The sequence below is a fragment of the Acidovorax cavernicola genome, from assembly GCF_003581445.1.
This window is the reverse complement of sequence record NZ_QXMN01000001.1, coordinates 187,158-206,947: the sequence shown is the minus strand read 5'-3', so window position 1 is coordinate 206,947 and position 19,790 is coordinate 187,158. Positions and strand designations below refer to the sequence as shown.

Here is a 19,790-nt window from a genome sequence, read left to right as displayed (position 1 = left end):
TTTATTCCTCGTCGTTCGAAGTGCGGTCGGGAGCGCCCGCGGGCCGCGGCTGGCGCTTGGCGGGCTTGGCCAGGATCTCGATGTAGAACTGCTTGCCGCCCTCTTTCACCACGCCGTCGATGAGGCCGGTGATGGCCGACAGGTGGATGGTTTCGGCGGATTCCTGGGCTGCGCCGAACTTGCAGTCGAAGTCCCAGAAATCGGAGCCTTCGGGCAGTTCGCGACGGCGTTCGCGCTTGATGTACTTGCGGATCTCGTGCTTGACGGCTTCGAGGAGACGGTCGGGGTGCTTGCCCTCGACCTGAAGCTGGAAGGTTTTTCTCATGGTCGATGGTAACCCGCTGTGTAAAGTCGGCGGTTCAAATGAAAAGCAGGTGAAAGCATGGCGCGCGCAAACGACTGGGCAAGCAAGGTGATGGCATTGGTGAACGGCGGCAACGCCCCCGCGGCCATCGCGCAGATCAAGGTCGCGCCCTCGGTCAAGGACCTGAAGGCGCTGCAGACCATCATGACGCTCTCCAAGATGAAAGGCCGCCATCCGAACGTGGATGCGGCCATTTCAGACAACCTGGACCTGCTGGCGGCGCCCCGCCTGCACAGGTCTCCCTGAAGATTTACAGGGCCTGGCCGAGGCGCTTCACGCCTTCTTCGATCTTCGCGATGTCGGCCGTCGCAAAGCTCAGGCGCAGCGTCGCCACATCGGGCTTCTCGGCGAAGAACGGCGCGCCCGGCACGAAAGCCACCAGTTTCTCGATCGCGCGCTTGGCCAGCTCGTTGGCATCGGCCAGCTTGCCGTTGGTGCCCGTGAGGCGGGCCCAGAAGAACAGGCCGCCGTTGGGTTGCGTGAAGCTCACCGCATCGCCCAGCTCGCGCGTCAGCGCGGCGCCCATGGCCTGGGCGCGCTGGCCGTAGACCTCGCGCACATGCGCCAGCGTGCCGGGCATGCGGCCACTCTTGAGGTACTGCGCGGCCGTGGCCTGCGCGAAGGTGCTGGTGTGGGCGTCGCTGAACTGCTTGCACATCGTCGCCTTGGCCAGCAGCTCGGGCGGCGCGATCATCCAGCCGATGCGCAGGCCCGGGCTGAGCACCTTGCTCAGGCTGCCGCAGTGCGCCAGCAGTTCACGGCTGCCGGGCACGTCCTTGCTGAGCGACATGATCGACGGCGGCGGGGCTTCGCCGAAGTACAGGTCGCCGTAGGGGTCGTCCTCGACGATCAGCGTCTGGTACTTCACGGCCAGCTCGAGCACCTTCTTGCGGCGTTCCAGCGTCAGCATCGCGCCGCTGGGGTTGCCGAAGGTGGGGATCAGGTAGACGAACTTGGGCTTGTGCTCGGCGATGAGCTTTTCCAGCTCGTCGGTCTTCACGCCGTTGGCGTCGATGGGTGCGCTGATGAGCTGCGCGCCGTAGAGGCGGAAGCACTGGATGGTGGCCAGGAAGGTCGGGCCTTCGACGATCACCTTGTCGCCGGGCGAGATCATGGTCTTGCCCAGCAGGTCCAGCGCCTGCTGGCTGCCGGTGGTGACGATCAGGCCGCTGGGGTCGACGTCGACGCCCTTGGTCTTCATGAAATCGGAGAGCTGGTTGCGCAGCGGCTCGTAGCCTTCGGTGGCGCCGTACTGCAGGGCCCCGCCGGCCTCTTCGGTGAGCGCCTTCTGGCTCGCCTCCTTCAGGCCCTCGACGTCGAACATGGCGCTGTCGGGAAAGCCGCCCGCGAAGCTGATGATGCCGGGCTTGCCCAGCAGCTTGAAGAGTTCGCGGATGGCGGAGGTTTCGACGTTGTCGAGGCGGGAGGCGAATTGCATGGTCAGTCTCACTTTCTGGGCGTCATTGTCGCGAAAGCCCGGGCAGGAAAGCTGCGTAGGGCCATGGCTTTTCGACGATATATTGCATCCATCGCCGAAACGCCGGTGCTCGCCCCTGCCTTCCGCGGCATGCACCCCGCGAGCCCCGCGCAACAGACGGCGGCCACCACGATCCATGAAAAAAGCCGACATCCCCCTCTTCTTCGCGACCCTGCAGGCCGCCAACCCCGAGCCGCGCACGGAGCTCGAATACACCACGCCCTTCGAGCTGCTGGCCGCCGTGCTGCTGTCGGCGCAGGCCACCGACGTGGGCGTGAACAAGGCGACGCGCCGGCTCTATCCGGTGGCGAACACGCCGCAGGCGATCCTGGACCTCGGAGTCGAGGGCCTGGAGTCGTACATCAAGACGATCGGGCTGTACCGCAGCAAGGCCAAGCACCTGATCGAGACCTGCCGCATGCTGGTCGAGCTGCACGGCGGCGAGGTGCCGCAGACCCGCGCCGAGCTGGAGGCGCTGCCGGGCGTGGGCCGCAAGACGGCCAACGTGGTGCTGAACGTGGCCTTCGGGCACGAGACGATCGCGGTCGACACGCACATCTTCCGCATCGGCAACCGCACGGGGCTCGCGCCCGGCAAGACGCCGCTGGATGTGGAACTCAAGCTCGAGAAGCGCATCCCACCCGAGTACCGCCTGCATGCCCACCACTGGCTGATCCTGCACGGGCGCTATGTCTGCGTGGCGCGCAAGCCGCGCTGCTGGGAATGCGCGGTGGCCACCTTCTGCGCCTTCAAACCCAAGACGCCGGCGCCCAAGTCCGCCTGAGCGGCACCACACCACATCGCACATGACAACGACGATTTTCAAGAAGACACTGCCCGCCACCCTCCTCCTCGCAGCGCTCTGCAGTGCGGGCGCCGCCTGGTCGAAAGACGGCGTGCTGCCGCCCGAGACCCTGGCGCTGTACGGCGGGCGCTGGTCCACCGACTGCGCCAACGCGGCGGCGCCGGCGCTGCAGGTGCTCGAAGACACGCTGGTGGTCCAGCGCGGCAAGCGCCGCATCGTCGGGCGCCAGCCGGACACGGCGCACAGCTTCTTCGGCAACCAGCCGCCACCGCCGAACTTCGACGTGGCGCTGATGAGCCGCGTCGGCAAGGGCGACGACGCGATGATGAATTTCCTGGTCTTTCGCGACGCGCGCGGCCAGTCGATCACCCTGAAGGCCGACAAGCCGGTCGTCGGCCAACTCGGCCCGGAGCTGATGAAGTCGCGCTACTGGCGCTGCGACGGCCCGGCCCGGGCCGCCGCGCCACCCGCCGAACCCGCTGTCGCCGCCAAGCCGCCGGCACCGGCCACGGGCAGCCCTGCCGCGCTCGCGCGGGGACCGGCCATGGACAAGGCCTGGCGCGCCGCACTCGGCACGCGCGAAAACGACCGCTGGCTGGTGCGTCGCGAAGGCCCGGCGCCCGAGCCGCAGTGGGTCACGGTGGACGGCACGCGCTACGTGCTGCACGCCTTCTGCAAGCCGCACGACTGCTACGACCACAACGCCATCGCGCTCTACGACCAGGGTTCGGGCCGGCTCTACGGCCTGGTGCAGCGCAACGGGCGGAACCAGCTTGTGGGCAGCCCTTCGCCGCAGTTCGCGGGCCAGCTCGACCGGCTCTGGCGCGAGCAGTGGCGCGCGAAGAACTAAGAAGGTGTGAACGAACCCGCCATGCCCGCTCATCCCGCCCAGACACGCCCCCTCCGCGTTGCAAATGCTCGCCATAGCCCGAGCTATGGCTGCGCTTTGCGCCTTGAGGGGACGCGCCTGCGCGGGCTGCTCGGCCACGCCGGATTCATTCACACCTTCTGAGGGCGACTCGTCAGGTGATCGGCGCCGCGACCACCCGCCAGTCGCCGAAGGCCGCCGCATCGTTGGGCCACTGATCGGCCCGCTCGGGGCACGACACGCCTTGCGACAACAGCTGCACCGCCCGCAGCACGCCGGCATGCGTGACCCACAGCGCGTCGGCGCCGGTCGCGATCCAGTCGGCATGCGCCGACGCCACGCGCGCCATGAAGACACGCACGCTCTCTCCGTCTCCGCCGGCCGGAGCGTCGGCAAAGCGATTCGTCCAGGCCTCGAACTCTTCGCGGGCCACGGCAGACCAGAGGCGCCCTTCCCAGGCGCCGAAACTCATCTCCGCCAGCCGCGCATCGCGGCGCACCGACAGATCGGGCCGCAGCGCGGCAATGGCGTCCGCCAGCATGGCGCAGCGCCGCAGCGGCGAACTCCACAACACGATGCCGGCCGGCAGCACCTGCGCGATGCGCGCGGCCGCCGCCCGGGTGTCGTCGGCGCGGGCGTCGAGGTCGGTGGCGCCGTAGCACAAGCCGGCCGGCGCGATCACCGGTGCGTGGCGCTGGAGCCAGAGCCGGGCGGCGCCTTGGTCCTTGTTGTTCATGCCTTCCACGCCAGCGCGAGGTAGATCGCCAGTTCGCACACCTGCTGCGTGGCACCGAGCCCGTCGCCCGTGAAGCCCTGCAGGCGACGCACGAAGAGCCGCGCCATCCAGCCCCCGGCCAGCACCAGCGCCACGAGCGCCGCGCCCACATGCAGCGCGTCGTGCGCGCACAGCAGCAGCGCCACGGCGGGCGCGGTCCAGAGCACGGCGACCAGCAGCGCCCCGCCGCTGATCGCGTCGGCCAGCGGCTTGGCCTTGCTGCCGCCGCTGTCGCCCACATAGGGCAGGCCGCGGATCAGGAACAGCGGTGCCAGCCGCGACAACACATGCGCGCCGACGATGGACACCGCCACCACGTCCAGCCCGCGCGCGGCCAGTGCGGCCAGCAGGCCGAACTTCAGGCCGAGCGCCAGCACGAGCGCGACCGCGCCGAAGGCACCGATGCGCGAGTCCTTCATGATTTCCAGCGCCCGTTCGCGGCTGGCCGAACCGCCCAGGCCATCGGCCACGTCCGCCAGGCCGTCTTCGTGGAAGGCGCCCGTGAGCATCACGGTGGCGGCGGTGCTCAGCACGGCCGCCGCGAAGGCCCCGGCCGCGCCCGGCAGGCCGGCGCCCACAGCGACGAACACCGCCGCCGCCACCCCGCCTGCAATCCAGCCGATGGCCGGCAGGTGCGCGGCCGCCGCGCGCAGCATCTGGGGGCTGAAGCCGACCCAGGCCGCGAGCCGGCCGGTCACCGGCACGCGGGTGAAGAACTGCACCGCGAGCAGGAAATGGCGGACGCCGTTCATGCCTTGCGCGACACGCCCGCAGCCTCGAAGCTCGCCATCTCGCGCAGGATGCGGCAGGCCGATTCGAGCAGCGGCCACGCCAGGGCACCGCCCGAACCCTCGCCCAGGCGCAGGTCCAGGCTCAGCAAGGGCGTGAGCCAGAGATATTTCAGCAGCAGCGCGTGGCCCGGCTCGGCCGAGCCGTGCGCGGCGATGCAGCGCTGCGTCACGTGCGGCTGCAGCGCCTGCGCAACCAGCACGGCGGCGCTCGCGATGAAACCGTCGACCACGATCACGCGCCGCTCCTGCGCGGCCTGGAGCACGGAGCCGACCAGCGTCGCGACCTCGAAACCGCCGAACGCGGCCAGTGCGGCGAGCGGCGTCGTGGCGTTGGCATGCAGCGCGAGCACGTCGCGCAGCACCGCGCGCTTGCGTGCCAGCCCGGCCGCGTCGAGCCCGGTGCCGGCGCCCGTACAGGCGCCGACGTCCTGCCCGGCCAGGCGCGCCAGCAGCAACGCGGCGGTCGAGCTGTTGCCGATGCCCATCTCGCCGAGCAACAGCGCGTTGCCCGGCAGTGCGCGCACGACCTCGCGGCCGTTCGCGATGGCCTGGGCGCATTGCTCGGGCGTCATGGCGGGGCCGACCGAGGCGTCGGACGTGCCGGCGGCGATGCGCCGCGACACCAGCCCCGGGCGCGGCTGGAAGTCGCGCCGCACACCGCAGTCGACCACGGTGAGCGCCAGGCCGTGCTGGCGCGCCAGCACGCTCACGGCCGCGCCGCCGGCCAGGAAGTTCTCGACCATCTGCCAGGTCACGTCGCTCGGATAGGCCGACACGCCGCGCGCCGCCAGCCCATGGTCGCCCGCGCACACCAGCATCTGCGGGGCTTCGAGCACGGGCCGCTCGCTGCCCAGGATGGTGCCGATGCGCAGCGCCAGCGTTTCGAGGCGGCCCAGCGCGCCGACCGGCTTGGTCTTGTTGTCGAGCGCTGCCTGCAGCCGCGCCGCGAGCGCGGCGTCGGTGATGTCGGGAACGTCGGGGATCAGGGCGGTGTCGGTCATGCGATCAGGCCGGCGAGCACGCCGGCGTCGAAGTGGGTGTCGATGAAGTCGGCCAGGCCGTCGAAGGTGGCGTCCAGCGTGGGCGCCGTGGTGCCGAACAGCGCCTGCAGCGCCGCCGGGTCCTCGAACAGACCGTGCAAATAGAGGCCCAGCACGTTGCCACGCGCGTTCTGCCAGGCCAGGCCCTCGGGCATCACGGCGCGGCCATCCTGCGCAAGCTGCGGGTGGGTCGCCGTCTGGCCGTGGTGGATCTCGTAGCCGGCGATGCGCACATTCGAGAGCGCGGCCCATTCGCCGGTCAGCTCGCCGAAGCTGGCCGTGCGGTGCTGCACGGTCTTCTCTCGCTCGAACACCGTCACCAGCGGCAGCAGGCCGAGCCCCGGCGCGTTGCCGTCGATGCCGTGCGGATCGACCAGCGCCTCGCCCAGCATCTGCAGCCCGCCGCAGACACCCAGCACCGCGCCGCCGCGCCCGGCGTGCTCGGCCACCGCGCGGTCCAGCCCCTGCGCGCGCAGCCAGGCAAGGTCGCCGCTCGTGTGCTTGGAGCCCGGCAGCACGATCCAGTCGGCGCCGGCCACGTCGGCCGGCGTGCGGGCCCAGACCAGGCGCACGCCGGGCACGTTCTTCAGAGCCTGGAACTCGTCGAGGTTGCTCAGGCGGGGGTACGCCACCACCGCCACCGTGCGCGTCACCACGCCGCTGGCGCGGCTGCGGTCGTCGAACACGCCGTCTTCCTCGGGCAGGCCGTGCTGCCACCACATGGGCAGCGTGGCCACGGTGGGCACGCCGGTCAGTGCCTGCAGCTGCTGCGGCGCGGGGGCCAGCAGCGAGGCGTCGCCGCGGAACTTGTTGAGCACGAAGCCCGCGATCAGCGCCCGATCGGCCTCGGGCAGCAGCGCCCAGGTGCCGTACAGGTGGGCAAACGCGCCGCCGCGGTCGATGTCGGTCGCCAGCAGGCAGCGGGCGTTGGCGTGGCGGGCGACGCGCATGTTGACGATGTCGCTGGCCATCAGGTTGATCTCGGCCGGCGAGCCGGCGCCTTCGATCACGACCACGTCGTTCTCGGCCCGCAGCTCGTCGAAGGCCTGCGCGATCTGCGGCCAGACGCGCTCGCTGCGCCCGCGCCATGGCAGGGCCGAGAGCGACTCGCTCACCTGCCCCATCAGCACCACCTGGCTGTGGGTGTCGCGCTCGGGCTTGAGCAGCAACGGGTTCATGCGCACGTCGGGCACGGCGTTGGCGGCCAGGGCCTGGAAGTACTGGGCGCTGCCGATCTCGCCACCCTCGACCACGCGGGCGTTGTTGCTCATGTTCTGCGCCTTGAACGGCGCCACCCGCAGCCCCTGGCGGGCATACCACCGGCACAGCGCGGTGGCCAGCCAGCTCTTGCCGGCGCCGCTCGTGGTGCCCAGGACCATGACGCAGCGCGCCGGTCCGCTTGTCGCTCTAGAACTCATCCGGGGATTGTCGTTGAGCGCCGAACTGAAACCGGAAGGCCGAGTCAGACGTACAAGGAGGCAAGCCCTTCCCGGGCTGCCCTTGGGAAATCATGTCCGCCCTCAACGATCTGGCGCTGACGGTCGAGGAACGCGAGCCGGGCCGCTTCTACTGGGTCCTGCTCGAAGCCGTTCACGACACCGGCAGCACCGCCGACACACTCGGCTACCGGCCGCTGCGTGTGGCTGCACAGCCGCAGCCCAGCTACTCGAGCGCGCTTGCCCTGGGTACAGCGGCGCTGAAAAAGCTGGCCACGACGGCGACGCATCCGGACGCAGGCGGCAGCGCCTGAGCCCGGACGGCCCCGATCAGCGGGCCGCCACCTTCTCCGCCGCCGGCACTTCCCAGCCGCCACCGATGGCGCGGATCAGCCCCACGGTCGCCTGGTACTGCGCCGACTTCACCTGCAGCGCCTGGCGCCGGTTGCGCAGTTCGCTGCGGCGGGCGTCGAGCAGGTCGAGCTGGCTGACGTAGCCGTTGCGGTAGCGCGAGTCCGACAGGCTGGTGGCGCGCTGCGCCGAGGTCACGGCCTGCGCCTGCACCACCGACTGCTCCTGCAGGATGCGGATGGCGGCCAGCTGGTCTTCGACCTCCTGGAACGCCACCAGCACCTGCGAGCGGTAGCTGGCCAGCGCGCCGTCGAGCTGGGCGTTGGCGCCCTGCACGCCGGCCTCGCGGCGGCCGCCGTCGAAGATCGGCAGCGACAGCAGCGCCCCCACGCCCCACGAACGGGCCGACCACTTGAAGAGGTCGCCGATCTCGGGCGAGGCGTAGCCGGCCGCGCCGGTCAGCGAGATGTTCGGGAACCACGCGGTCTGCGCCACGCCCACGCGGGCCTGCGCCGCCATGACGGCGCTCTGTGCGGCCGACACGTCAGGCCGGCGCGTGAGCACAGTGGACGGAACACCCGGCGGAATCGTCGGCAGCGCGGTGGCCCAGTCGTCCGGCCGCATGCCGAAGCTGGAGGCCGAGTCGCCCACCAACACGGCCAGCGCATGTTCCACCTGGGCGCGTTGCCGGTCCAGCGCGAGCGCGTCCGACTCGGTGGACGACACCTCGGTCTGCACGCGCGCCACGTCGAGCTCGGCGATGTCGCCGGCCTGCTGGCGGCGCTGCGTCAGCCGCAGCGTGTCGCGGTAGGCCGCGACCGATTCGCGCACCAGCACGCGCTCGGCATCGAGCGCGCGCAGCTGCAGGTAGGTCTGCGCCACCTCGGCCTGCACCGCGAGCCGGGTGCTTTGCAGCAGCGCCTCGCGGCCGGCCGCGTCGAGCTTGGCCGCATCGGCCGCACCCGAAAGGCGACCGAACAGGTCGACCTCGTACGAGAACGTGGCGCCGATGTTGGTCATGGTGCCCGGCCGGGTGCTGGCCGTGGCCTTGTCCAGGCCGGCACCGCGGTTGGCGCCGGCGCCCAGCCCGATCTGCGGCAGGCGGTCGGCCTGGGCGCTGCGCGCCAGCGCGCGTGCCTCGGCCAGCCGTGCGGCGGCGGCCTGGATGTTGGCGTTGTCGACCGCGGCACGCTCGATCAGCGTGTTGAGCACCGGGTCGTTGAACGCCAGCCACCATTCGCCGCGCGGTTGCGCCTCGGCGGGCGCGGCGCGGGTGAAGCCGGCCGGCGCCGTGGCACCCGGCTGTTGTTGCTGTTGCTGCGGCTGCTCCTTGAACTGGGCCGCGGTCGGCACCGAAGGCATGCCCGAGGGCACGCTGGCGCAACCGGCCAGCACGAGGGCCGCCACCAACGGCAGCATGGCGGTGCGCAGCGGGCGCACCAGGGTTGGGATTCCGAATGTCATGGAAAACCTTCTTTCTTCTTGTCGATCAGCTCTTGTCGATCAGTCGTGCGCACCGTGCGAGGGGCGCGGCGAGGCCGGCACCGGGTGCAGCCCGCCACCGCCCGAACCACCGTGCGAAGGTGTGGCGGGATGGTCGGCCGACACGAAGTCTTCGCCGTGCGGCACTTCGCCATGCAGCTTGAGCGGCCGGTTGCCCGCCAGGCGGCGCAGCAGCACGTAGAACACCGGCGTCAGGAACAGGCCGAAGGCCGTCACGCCGATCATTCCGGCGAACACCGCCACGCCCATCGCCTGGCGCATCTCCGAGCCGGCACCGGTCGAGAGCACCAGCGGCAGCACCCCCATCACGAAGGCCAGCGAGGTCATCAGGATCGGGCGCAGGCGCAGGCGGCTGGCTTCGATCGCGGCCTGGATCGGCGTGCGTCCGGCAAATTCGAGCTCCCGTGCGAATTCCACGATCAGGATCGCGTTCTTCGCACTCAGCCCCACCAGCACGATCAAGCCGATCTGCGTGAAGACGTTGTTGTCGCCCCCCGACATCCACACGCCCGCCATCGCGGCCATGATGCCCATCGGCACGATCAGGATGATCGCGATCGGCAGCGTCAGGCTTTCGTACTGCGCGGCCAGCACCAGGAACACCAGCAGGATCGCCAGCGGGAACACCAGGAAGGCGGAGTTGCCGGCCAGGATTTCCTGGTAGGTCAGCTCGGTCCACTCGAAGCTCACGCCCTTGGGCAGCGTCTCGGCCGCGATCTTGGTGATCACGTCCTGTGCCTGTCCCGACGAGTAGCCGGGCGCCGGGCCGCCGTTGATGTCGGCCGCCAGGTAGCCGTTGTAGCGCATGGCGCGTTCCGGACCGAAGGTCGAATTCACCTTCATCAGCGCGGCCAGCGGCACCATCTCGCCCGAGGTCGAGCGCACCTTCAGCATGCCGACGTCTTCGGCGCGGGCGCGGTACGGCGCATCGGCCTGGACGCGCACGGAGTACGTGCGGCCGAACTTGTTGAAGTCGTTGGCGTACAGGCTACCGAGGTAGATCTGCATGGTGTCGAAGATGTCCGTCACCGGCACGCCGAGCTGGCGCGCCTTGGTGCGGTCGATGTCGGCATACAGCTGCGGCACGTTGACCTGCCAGCTCGTGAACATGCCCGTGAGCTCGGGCGCGGCCTGCGCCTTGGTCATGAAGGCCTTCACGGCAGCGTCCATCTGGTCGTAGCCGACCGAGGCACGGTCTTCGATCTGCAGCTTGAAGCCGCCGGTCGTGCCCAGGCCTGCCACGGGCGGCGGCGGGAACATCACGATGAACGCGTCCTGGATGCTCGAGAAGGCGCCGTTGAGCTGGCCCGCCACTGCACCGCCGCTCTGGTCGGCGCGCTTGCGCTGGTCGAAGGGCTTGAGCGTGGCGAACACGATGCCCGAGTTCGAGCTGTTGGTGAAGCCGTTGATCGACAGGCCCGGGAAGGCGATGGCGTCTTCCACGTTCGGGTTCTTCTTCATGATCTCGCCCATGCGCTGGATCACCTCGTCGGTGCGGTCGAGCGTGGCGCCGTCGGGCAGCTGGGCAAAACCGATGAGGTATTGCTTGTCCTGCGCCGGCACGAAGCCGCCGGGCACTGCCTTGAAGAGGCCGAAGGTCACGCCCACCAGCGCGAGGTAGATCACCAGCATCAACGTCTTGCGCGAGATCACACGCTTGACACCGCCGCTGTAGGCCTCGGAGCCGCGATGGAAGAACTTGTTGAAGCCGCGGAACAGCCAGCCGAAGGCCTTGTCCATGCCGCGCGTCAGTGCGTCCTTCGGCTGATCGTGACCGCGCAGCAGCAGTGCGGCCAGGGCCGGCGACAGCGTCAGCGAGTTGATGGCCGAGATCACCGTCGAGATCGCGATGGTCACCGCGAACTGGCGGTAGAACTGGCCCGTCAGACCGCTGATGAAGGCCAGCGGCACGAACACGGCCACGAGCACCAGCGCGATGGCGATGATGGGGCCCGACACTTCGCGCATGGCGCGGTAGGTCGCTTCACGCGGCGTCAAGCCGGCTTCGATGTTGCGCTCGACGTTCTCCACCACCACGATGGCGTCGTCCACCACGATGCCGATCGCCAGCACCAGCCCGAACAGGCTCAGCGCATTGATCGAGAAACCGAGGATGTGCAGCACCGCGAAGGTACCGATCACCGACACCGGCACCGCCAGCAGCGGAATGATCGACGCGCGCCAGGTCTGCAGGAACAGGATCACGACCAGCACCACCAACAGGATGGCTTCGAGCAGCGTGTGGATCACCGATTCGATCGATGCGCGCACGAACTGCGTCGGGTCGTAGGCGATGCGGTACTCCAGGCCTTCGGGCATGTTCTTGTTCAGCTCTTCCATCGTCTTGCGGACGTTGGAGGAGATGTCGAGCGCATTCGAGCCCGGTGCCTGGAACACGCCCATGCCGACGGCCGGGTCGTTGTTCAGCAGCGAACGCAGCGAGTAGTCGGCAGCGCCCATCTCGAGGCGGCCGATGTCGCGCAGGCGGGTCACGGCGCCGTCGGTGCCGCTCTTGACGATGATGTCGCCGAACTCTTCCTCGCTCTGCAGGCGGCCTTGCGCATTGATCGACAGCTGCATGTCCACGCCCGACAGGCCCGGCGATGCGCCAACGACGCCGGCCGCGGCCTGCACGTTCTGGCCACGGATGGCAGCCACCACGTCGCTGGCCGAGAGGCCGCGCTGCGCGACCTTCTGCGGGTCGAGCCAGACGCGCATCGAGTAGTCGCCGCCGCCGAAGATCTGGACCTGGCCCACGCCTTCGATGCGCGCCAGCGGGTCCTTCACATTCAGCACCGCGTAGTTGCGCAGGTAGTTGATGTCGTAGCGGTTGTTCGGCGAGACGAGGTGAACCACCATCGTCAGGTCGGGCGCGCTCTTGACGGTCGTGATGCCCAGGCGCCGCACTTCCTCAGGCAGGCGCGGCTCGGCTTGCGAGACGCGGTTCTGCACGAGCTGCTGCGCCTTGTCGGGATCGGTGCCCAGGCGGAAGGTGACGGTCAGCGTCATCACGCCGTCGGTCGTCGCCTGGCTGCCCATGTAGAGCATGCCTTCGACGCCGTTGATCTGCTCTTCGAGCGGCGTGGCCACCGTCTCGGCAATCACCTTGGGGTTGGCGCCGGGGTACGTGGCGCGCACCACCACCGAGGGCGGCGCGACTTCCGGGTACTCCGAGATCGGCAGACCGCGCAGCGCGATCAGGCCGGCAATCAACATCAGTAGCGACAGCACGCCGGCAAAGATCGGCCTGTCGATGAAGAATTTTGAGAGATTCATGTTGGTTCTCCGGCGGGCGCCCAGACGCCCTCCTCCGAAATCAGGACTTGGCGGCCTCGGCCACGCGTTCCGGTTGTTGTTCCTGTTGTGGCTTCGTGTCGGCCTTGGCGTCCATCGTCACGGTCTGCGGCACGACCAGCGCACCCGGGCGGATGTGCTGCAGGCCGTTCACCACCACGCGGTCGCCGGCCTTCAGGCCCTTGCTCACCACGCGCAGGCCGTTGATGGGCGCGCCCAGCGTCACCTCGCGGTAGACCGCCTTGTCGTCGTCGCCCACGACCATCACGAACTTCTTGTTCTGGTCGGTGCCGATGGCGCGTTCGCTCACCAGCAGCGCGGTGTCGTTACGAGCCTGGCCCATGCGGATGCGGGCGAACTGGCCGGGAATGAGCGCGCCGTCCTTGTTGTCGAACGAGGCGCGCACACGCACGGTGCCGCTGCGGGCGTCGACCTGGTTGTCGATCAGCTGCAGCTTGCCGGTGAAGGGCGTGCCCTCGAGGCCGGCGGTGCCCATCTGCACGGGGATCGTGTCGATCTGGCCGCGGGCGCCGGCGCTGGCCGGCAGGTCCTTCAGGGCGCGGGTGATGACCTGCTCGTCGGCGTCGAAGCTCGCGTAGATCGGGCTCACCGACACCAGCGTGGTCAGCACGGGCGCACCGGGGCCGGCGGCGACCAGGTTGCCCACGGTCACCTCGAGCTTGCCGATGCGGCCCGACACCGGCGCGCGCACTTGGGTGTAGCCCAGGTTCAGGCGCGCCGACTGCAGCGAAGCTTGCGCGGCGCGCAGGTTGGCTTCGGCTTCGCGGCCGGCGTTCACGCGCTCGTCGAGTTCGCGCTGGGCGATGGCCTGCTCGTCCCACAGGCGGCGGGCACGTTCCTGCTCGCTGCGACTGAACGACTGGCGGGCCTGCGCCGAGGCGACCTGCGCTTCGGCGCGCTCCACTTCCGCGGCGTACGGCGCCGGGTCGATGGTGATGAGCAACTCGCCCTGCTTCACCAGCGCGCCTTCGCGGAAGTGCACCGCCTGCACGGCGCCCGCCACGCGGGAACGCACATCGACGCGTTCCACCGCTTCGAGCCGGCCCGAGAACTCGTCCCAGGCGTTGATCTCGCTCGACGCGACGGTGGCAACCGACACCGGGGTACCCTGTTGCGCCGCGACCGGCGCCGTGGCCTCGGCCTTGAAGCTGTACATGCCCACCACCGCGGCGGCCACGGCCAGCAGCGCCGTCAGGCCGGTGACGGTGGGCCACAGGGCCTTGCGGCCGGTGGAAGAGAGCTTGTGTTCGTTCTTGTTCGACATGATGGATCGTCCTTCTCGATGACTTTTTCGGGATGCAACAGGCCATCCCGGCGCCGAAGGCGTCAGGAGGCGGAGTTTGGAGAACAGAAAGCCCTGCCACCGACCCCGGCGGAGGCGGCGGCTTGTTTCAGGGGGCGGAGCGGACCCTCGCGGGCCTAGCTGGGCTCAGGGACCGCCGGGGGCGGTGTGGTGGCGCTGAAGAATTCGCGGAAGTGCTGCTGCACGCTGGCTTCGCAGGACGCACATCCCACGGCCTCGGTGTCGTACAGGGCCTTGGGCCAGTTGTCGGCCCCGGTCAGCACGCTGCTCGTGACCTCGATGCCGGCCGACCGCAGCCGGCCCGCGAAGGTCATGGCCTCGTCGCGCATCGCGTCGTCGGGGCCCACCAGCACCAGTGCCGGTGCCAGGGCGGCCAGCCGCAGCGATCCGCTGGGCACCGCGTATGGATGCGTGGCGTTCGAGGGACAGCTCAAATACTTGGCCCAGCCCGTGGCCCAGCGGCACTCGGCGGCGTCGTTGGTGGCATTGCGCAGCGAGGCGGTACCGGCGCACGGGTCGAGCATGGGCGACAGCAGGATCTGGCCCGCCAGCGGCGGATGGGCACGGTCGCGGGCCACCAGGGCCACGCTGGCCGCCAGGTTGCCACCGGCTTCTTCGCCGGCCAGGTACACCTGGGCGCCCTTGCCACCGAGCTTCACGCGCTGCTTGTAGAGCCATTCGAGCGCCGCATATCCGACCTCGACCGGCTCCGGGAACGGGGCCGCCGGGGCCAGCGGGTAATCGAGCGACACCACCACCGCACCCGCGCCGGCCAGCAGCCGGGCCACGTTGCGGCCGTTGTCGAGGTTGCCGCAGATGAAGGTGCCGCCATGGAAATGCAGCACCAGCGGCACGGTCTCGCCCCGCGAACGCTGACCGTAGACACGGGCAGCCACGGGCTCGCGGCCGGGCAGCTCGATCGACAGATCGGACTCCACGCCTTGTGCCGCGGCAAGCGCAGCAGCTTCAGCGGACCGGGACGATGGACGGGGTGACATGGGCGACCTCAGGGATGTGGGCGATGTTTGAAATATAAGGCGCTACAAGCGATATGAAACAGGAAACACAGCCCTACTCTGTTTCCAAACGGAGAACAATCGGACACGCCATAGGGGCGCATTCCTTGTGTGAGAATCCGCCTCCTTCCGGCATGTGCCGGCCTCCCTGAACAGGCATTCGATGGATCAAATCCAGGCAATGCGGATCTTTGTCCGCGTGGTGGAAGCAGGCACCTTCACCCGTGCCGCCGACTCTCTGGCCCTGCCCAAGGGCACCGTCACCAAGCAGATCCAGGCGCTGGAATCGCGCCTGCGCGTGAAGCTGCTCAACCGCACCACGCGGCGCGTCACCGTCACGCCCGATGGCGCCGCCTACTTCGAGCGCGCGGCGCGGCTGCTGAACGACTTCGACGACATGGAAGCCAGCATGACGAACGCGCAGGCCAACCCCACGGGGCGGCTGCGCATCGACGTGGGCACGTCAGTGGCGCAGCAGATCATCCTGCCCAACTTGGCCAGCTTCTGCGACCGCTACCCCGAGATCCAGGTCGACCTGGGCGTGAGCGACCGCACCGTCGACCTCATCAGCGACAACGTCGACTGCGTGATCCGCGCCGGCGAACTCAGCGACCAGTCACTGGTCGCGCGCCGCATCGGCACCCTGCATTTCGTCACCGTGGCCTCGCCGGCCTACATCAAGCGCTATGGTGCACCGCAGCATCCGAACGACATCGAGAAGCGTCACCACGTCGTGAGCTACTTCTCGGGCACCACCCGGCGCGTGTACCCGCACGAGTTCAAGAAGGGTGACGAGTACATCGAGCTCAACGGCCCCTACCGCGTGTCGGTCAACGAGAGCAACGCACACATGACAGCCGTGCTCGCTGGCTTCGGCCTGTCGCAGTGCATCACCTTCACCGCCGAGCCGCTGCTGGAAAGCGGCGAACTCATCGAGGTGCTGGCCGACTGGCAGCGCGACCCGCTGCCGATCCACGTGGTCTACCCGCCGAACCGGCACCTGAGCGCCAAGGTGCGGGCCTTTGTGGACTGGGCGGCGGAGTTGTTTGCGAAGAATCCGCGGTTGCAGAAGCGCTGAGGGCCCTGCGACCGTCGCGCGTCAGTCGACCGGCTCGCACCGCACCTCGGTCTTCACCGAATTCGCGATGAAGCACTCCTCATGCGCCCGGTGGTGCATGTGCGCGATCTGCTCGCGCGTGGGCAGGTTCTCGCCCGAGAAGCTCACCTGCGGGCGCAGCGTGACGACGGTCATCGCCATCTTGCCGTCGGCGTTCTTCTCCATCACGCCCGTGGCCGCGTCGACATAGCGGTCGACCACGAACTTGCGCTTCACCGCCATGGTGAGGAACCACAGCATGTGGCAGCTGGACAGCGAGGCCACGAACATTTCTTCCGGATCGACCGCCGACGCATCGGAGAACGGCAGCGGCACCACGTGCGGGGACGATGAACCCGGCACCTGCGCACCACCGTCGAACCGCAGCACGTGGTGGCGGCTGTAGGTGTTGGCCAGGAAGTCCTGGTCGCCTCGCTCCCAGACGATCTCGGCGGTGTATTCGGACATGGGAGGTGCTCCTCAATGGATGAATGGGTGGATGGGTGAATCGGCGAAGGTCAGACCGTCATCAGCTTCACGATCAGCGGCACCAGCAGCGCCGTCGCGATGCCGTTCAGCCCCATGGCCAGCGCCGAGAACGCACCCGCGGTTTCGTTCACCTGGATGGCCCGCGCGGTGCCGATGCCGTGCGCCGCCATGCCGACGGCGAAGCCGCGCACTGCGGGCTCCTTGATGCGCAGCAGGTTCAGCAAGCCGGTGGCCATGATCGCGCCCGAGATGCCCGCGATGGCCGCTGCCACGGCCGCGAGCGACGGCAGGCCGCCGATCTTCTCGGCCACGCCCATCGCGATCGGCATGGTGGCCGACTTGGGCGCGAGCGACATCAGCAGCTCGTGCGAGCCGCCCAGCACCCAGCCAATGCCGATGGCCGAGACGATGGCGGCCACCGAGCCCACCAGCAGCGCCACGCCGATCGGCAGCCACAGGCGCCGCAGGCGGCCGACCTGGCTGTACAGCGGCACGGCCAGCGCCACAGTGGCCGGGCCGATGAGGAAGTGAACGAATTTGGCGCCTTCGAAATAGGTGTCGTACGGCGTGCGCGTGAGCAGCAGCACGCTCACGATGACGATCACCGACACCAGCACCGGATTGACCATCGGATTGCGCCCGCTGCGTGCGTGCAGCCACAACGCCCCCAGGTAGGCGAGCAGCGTGAGCGACAGCCACAGGAGCGGCGACTGGGCCAGGAACACCCAGATTTCGGACAGCTTGGCGGGCGCGTTCATTCGGCGTCCTTGCCGGTGATGCGGATCATCCAGCGCAGCGTGAGCGCGGTCACCGCCATGGTGAAAGCGCCGCCGACAACGCCGGCCGCGAGGAACGGCAGCCACTCGCGCCCCACCCGCTCGAAATGCAGCATCACACCGGTCACCGCCGGGATGAACAGCAGCATCAGGTTGCGCAGCAGATGGCCCGAGGTGTCGGTCAGCTCTTGCGGCACGCCGCGGCGCACCAGCAGGCCGACGAACAGCAGCAGCATGCCGATCAGCGGGCCGGGGATCGGCAGCGACAGCCACTGCACGAGCAGTTCGCCCGCAAGCTGGCACAGAAAGAGCGTGGTGATGGCGTAGAGCATGGGCCTGTTGTTTTCCTTTTCTTGCAACGGCCCTATTGTGGTGCGTGGTGCGCTCAGCCGCTGTGTCGCGCTGCTCGCGTCCACGCGGCCTTCAAGGCCTGTTGACTGGCCGGCGGCAACACGCCCAGGCGCAGGTGACCCGGCAGTCCGAAGGAGGCGCAGTCGCGCAGCTTGATGCCCTCGGCGCGCAGCGCGGCGGCGCGCGGCGGATACGGCACATCGGGCCGTGCGCCGAAGAAGTTGGCGTCGCCGGGCAGTACCTCCCAGCCCAGCGATTCGCACACGGCGCGTTGCCGCGCCTTCCAGTCGCGCAGGATGTCGAGGCTGCGCGCCAGCCAGCCTTGCGCCTCGTCGCTGGTCCAGGTCGTGAGCAGCGCCACGCCGTGCGTGCCCAGCGGCCACGACGGCGCGAGGCGCTCGAGCCGCTCCAGCAGCGGACCGGCCACCTCGCCGCTCGCGGGCGCAATGGCGTAGGCGGCGCGGATGCCGGTGAGCCCCATGGCCTTGTTCGGTGTCCACAGCTGCCAGACGCGGTCGCGTTGCGCGGCGCCATGCGAGGGCTGGCCTTCGAGGCGCAGCGGTTCGTAGGCCATGTCGAGCACGCAGACCGCATCGCTCGCCGCATGCAGCGCGATGTCTGGCTGCGGCTGGCCGAACGGGCTCGACGGTTCGCAGCACCAGCGCAACGCAGTGCCGTCGGCGTCTTCAGGTGCGCGCCGCACGCCGAGGCCCCAGGCCAGAGCTGCGCGTTCGTAGTCGCCGTAGCTGTGCGCGGGCAGCCAGACCGGGCCACCACCGCCCTGCGCCACGGCGGCGCTGATGCGGTGGATGAATTCGCTCGCGCTCGCGGCGATCACGATGCGGTCCACGGCCACGCCATGGAACTCGGCGAGTGCAGCACGCAGCGCGGTGTAGCGCGGATCAGGATAGTGCGCGGCATCGGCCTCGCGAAGTGCAGCCAGCACGGCGGGACACGAGCCCACCGCATTGCCGTTGGTCGAGAAGTCGTGCGGCGCGGCGCCGGTTGCGTCCGGGCCGCCGTGCACGGGACGCGCGGTGTGATCCGTCATGCCCACCTCGCCGGCAGCGGCGACAGCATCGCGAGCGAGGCGATCACGGCCAAACCGAACGCCGCGCGTTCGCCGAGTTGCGCTGTGCGCGCGGTGTCGGCCGACGTGACGGCGCGCCCTTCCCCATTCAGCGCATACACGCCCGGCTTCGCAAGCCGCACCCCCAACAGCAACGCCATCGCCCCCATCGGCCAGCCGCTGTTGGGTGACGGTGTGCGGCGCGCCTCGCGGGCCACGCCGCGCGGCCAGCGGCCGGCGGCGAGCGCCAACAGCAGCACGGTGATGCGCGCGGGCAGCCACGAGAGCACGTCGTCGGCGCGCGCGGCCCACTTGCCGAACCAGGTCCAGTCGCGTCCACCGCGTTCGCCGCGGTAGCCCCACATGGCGTCGGCGGTGTTGGCGAAGCGATAGAGCGCCGCACCCGGCAGGCCGAACAGCACGAACCAGAACACGGGCGCCACCAGCGAGTCGTTGAGATTCTCGGCCAGCGACTCGATCGCGCTCTCGCGCACCTCGCGTTCGCTCAGCACGGAGACATCGCGGCTCACGAGGCGCGCCAGCCGTGCGCGGCCCGCGTCGAGCGATTCGCCCAGCGCGGCCTCGACCGCCAACACCTCGTCGCGCAGCATGCGCCATGCGAACAGCGGCTTGAACGCGAGCCCGAGCACCACGGCCATGGCCCAGACCGGTAGCCATTGCATCGCCAGGCTCTGCACGGCCGATGCCACGGCGAATGCGGCCATCGCCCCAACACACCAGCCGAGCGCGCCCATCGCGAAGCCCGGCAGGTCGCGCGACTTCGCATCAGCCGCGCGCGGCGCGAGGCGGCTGCCGATCCAGTCCAGGTAGCGGCCCATCCATACGACGGGATGCAGCGGCGCGGGCGGCTCGCCCAGCCAGCGATCGACGGCCAGCGCCAGCCACAGGGCGGCGACCAGCGCGAGAGCGAAGACAGTGAAGAGATCGGGCGCAGGCATGGAAGG

20 protein-coding genes are annotated in these 19,790 nt (G+C 69.5%); 5 read left to right on the top strand and 15 right to left on the bottom strand.

Features of this window, described 5'->3' with window-relative positions; all coding sequences use genetic code 11:
* Nucleotide 1 precedes the first annotated feature (1 nt).
* Complete coding sequence (locus tag D3H34_RS00965; protein ID WP_119551325.1) at nt 2–325, bottom strand: DUF6172 family protein; 324 nt, start codon at nt 323–325, stop codon at nt 2–4.
* A gap of 57 nt (nt 326–382) precedes the next feature.
* Between D3H34_RS00965 and D3H34_RS00960 the strand changes: the two genes are divergently transcribed.
* Nucleotides 383–610, top strand: coding sequence for a hypothetical protein (locus D3H34_RS00960; RefSeq protein ID WP_119551323.1), 228 nt, complete (start codon nt 383–385; stop codon nt 608–610).
* 4 nt (nt 611–614) lie between these two features.
* Here the strand turns inward: D3H34_RS00960 and D3H34_RS00955 are convergent, their stop codons facing one another.
* Nucleotides 615–1,802 carry an aminotransferase-like domain-containing protein gene (locus tag D3H34_RS00955; RefSeq protein WP_119551320.1) on the bottom strand — a complete coding sequence of 396 codons (1,188 nt, stop codon included), beginning with the start codon at nt 1,800–1,802 and terminating at the stop codon, nt 615–617.
* A 175-nt stretch (nt 1,803–1,977) separates the two neighbouring features.
* On the opposite strand from D3H34_RS00955, the gene nth reads away from it, so the two are divergent.
* Together nth and D3H34_RS00945 are read left to right on the top strand one after the other, a co-directional pair.
* A complete protein-coding gene (nth, locus tag D3H34_RS00950; protein WP_119551318.1) occupies nt 1,978–2,625 on the top strand; it encodes an endonuclease III in 648 nt (215 codons plus the stop codon).
* 22 nt (nt 2,626–2,647) lie between these two features.
* Nucleotides 2,648–3,496, top strand: coding sequence for an Ivy family c-type lysozyme inhibitor (locus D3H34_RS00945; protein ID WP_119551316.1), 849 nt, complete (start codon nt 2,648–2,650; stop codon nt 3,494–3,496).
* Nucleotides 3,497–3,668: 172 nt separating this feature from the next.
* Here D3H34_RS00945 and D3H34_RS00940 read toward each other — a convergent pair whose 3' ends face one another.
* The 4 genes from D3H34_RS00940 to D3H34_RS00925 are packed head-to-tail and all read right to left on the bottom strand — an operon-like array spanning nt 3,669 to nt 7,538.
* Entirely contained in the window at nt 3,669–4,250 is a 582-nt protein-coding gene (locus D3H34_RS00940; protein WP_119551314.1) for a histidine phosphatase family protein, read from the bottom strand.
* On the bottom strand, nt 4,247–5,041 hold the full coding sequence (locus tag D3H34_RS00935; protein ID WP_119551312.1) for an adenosylcobinamide-GDP ribazoletransferase: 795 nt from the start codon (nt 5,039–5,041) through the stop codon (nt 4,247–4,249). The genes D3H34_RS00940 and D3H34_RS00935 overlap by 4 nt, the downstream gene beginning before the upstream one ends.
* The gene (cobT, locus tag D3H34_RS00930) at nt 5,038–6,081 is read right to left on the bottom strand and encodes a nicotinate-nucleotide--dimethylbenzimidazole phosphoribosyltransferase (RefSeq protein ID WP_119551310.1); all 1,044 of its coding nucleotides are present in this window, start codon (nt 6,079–6,081) and stop codon (nt 5,038–5,040) included. Before cobT ends, D3H34_RS00935 begins: the two co-directional genes overlap by 4 nt.
* On the bottom strand, nt 6,078–7,538 hold the full coding sequence (locus D3H34_RS00925; RefSeq protein ID WP_119551308.1) for a cobyric acid synthase: 1,461 nt from the start codon (nt 7,536–7,538) through the stop codon (nt 6,078–6,080). Before D3H34_RS00925 ends, cobT begins: the two co-directional genes overlap by 4 nt.
* Nucleotides 7,539–7,630: 92 nt before the next feature.
* Here D3H34_RS00925 and D3H34_RS00920 point away from each other — a divergent pair, with 92 nt between their 5' ends.
* Nucleotides 7,631–7,870: a hypothetical protein gene (locus D3H34_RS00920; RefSeq protein WP_119551306.1), complete on the top strand. Its 240-nt coding sequence runs from the start codon at nt 7,631–7,633 to the stop codon at nt 7,868–7,870.
* A 16-nt stretch (nt 7,871–7,886) separates the two neighbouring features.
* Here the strand turns inward: D3H34_RS00920 and D3H34_RS00915 are convergent, their stop codons facing one another.
* The 4 genes from D3H34_RS00915 to D3H34_RS00900 form a co-directional block, all read right to left on the bottom strand.
* Nucleotides 7,887–9,371 (bottom strand): efflux transporter outer membrane subunit, encoded by a 1,485-nt coding sequence (locus tag D3H34_RS00915; RefSeq protein WP_119551304.1) that lies wholly within the window; start codon nt 9,369–9,371, stop codon nt 7,887–7,889.
* 39 nt (nt 9,372–9,410) lie between these two features.
* Nucleotides 9,411–12,686: an efflux RND transporter permease subunit gene (locus D3H34_RS00910; RefSeq protein WP_119551302.1), complete on the bottom strand. Its 3,276-nt coding sequence runs from the start codon at nt 12,684–12,686 to the stop codon at nt 9,411–9,413.
* Nucleotides 12,687–12,726: 40 nt separating this feature from the next.
* The gene (locus D3H34_RS00905; RefSeq protein WP_119551300.1) at nt 12,727–13,989 is read right to left on the bottom strand and encodes an efflux RND transporter periplasmic adaptor subunit; all 1,263 of its coding nucleotides are present in this window, start codon (nt 13,987–13,989) and stop codon (nt 12,727–12,729) included.
* 155 nt (nt 13,990–14,144) lie between these two features.
* On the bottom strand, nt 14,145–15,026 hold the full coding sequence (locus tag D3H34_RS00900) for an alpha/beta hydrolase fold domain-containing protein (protein ID WP_119551298.1): 882 nt from the start codon (nt 15,024–15,026) through the stop codon (nt 14,145–14,147).
* Nucleotides 15,027–15,207: 181 nt separating this feature from the next.
* On the opposite strand from D3H34_RS00900, the gene D3H34_RS00895 reads away from it, so the two are divergent.
* Nucleotides 15,208–16,122 (top strand): LysR family transcriptional regulator, encoded by a 915-nt coding sequence (locus tag D3H34_RS00895; protein WP_119551296.1) that lies wholly within the window; start codon nt 15,208–15,210, stop codon nt 16,120–16,122.
* 21 nt (nt 16,123–16,143) lie between these two features.
* On the opposite strand, the gene D3H34_RS00890 is transcribed toward D3H34_RS00895, so the two are convergent.
* From D3H34_RS00890 to cbiB, 5 genes are read right to left on the bottom strand one after another with little or no spacing between them, the layout of a single operon-like run.
* Nucleotides 16,144–16,608 (bottom strand): OsmC family protein, encoded by a 465-nt coding sequence (locus tag D3H34_RS00890; protein ID WP_119551294.1) that lies wholly within the window; start codon nt 16,606–16,608, stop codon nt 16,144–16,146.
* A 50-nt stretch (nt 16,609–16,658) separates the two neighbouring features.
* Nucleotides 16,659–17,387, bottom strand: coding sequence for an LrgB family protein (locus D3H34_RS00885; protein ID WP_119551292.1), 729 nt, complete (start codon nt 17,385–17,387; stop codon nt 16,659–16,661).
* A complete protein-coding gene (locus D3H34_RS00880; RefSeq protein WP_119551290.1) occupies nt 17,384–17,737 on the bottom strand; it encodes a CidA/LrgA family protein in 354 nt (117 codons plus the stop codon). The genes D3H34_RS00885 and D3H34_RS00880 overlap by 4 nt, the downstream gene beginning before the upstream one ends.
* A 53-nt stretch (nt 17,738–17,790) precedes the next feature.
* The gene (locus D3H34_RS00875; RefSeq protein WP_119551288.1) at nt 17,791–18,807 is read right to left on the bottom strand and encodes an aminotransferase class I/II-fold pyridoxal phosphate-dependent enzyme; all 1,017 of its coding nucleotides are present in this window, start codon (nt 18,805–18,807) and stop codon (nt 17,791–17,793) included.
* On the bottom strand, nt 18,804–19,784 hold the full coding sequence (cbiB, locus tag D3H34_RS00870; protein WP_119551286.1) for an adenosylcobinamide-phosphate synthase CbiB: 981 nt from the start codon (nt 19,782–19,784) through the stop codon (nt 18,804–18,806). Before cbiB ends, D3H34_RS00875 begins: the two co-directional genes overlap by 4 nt.
* Nucleotides 19,785–19,790: the final 6 nt, after the last annotated feature.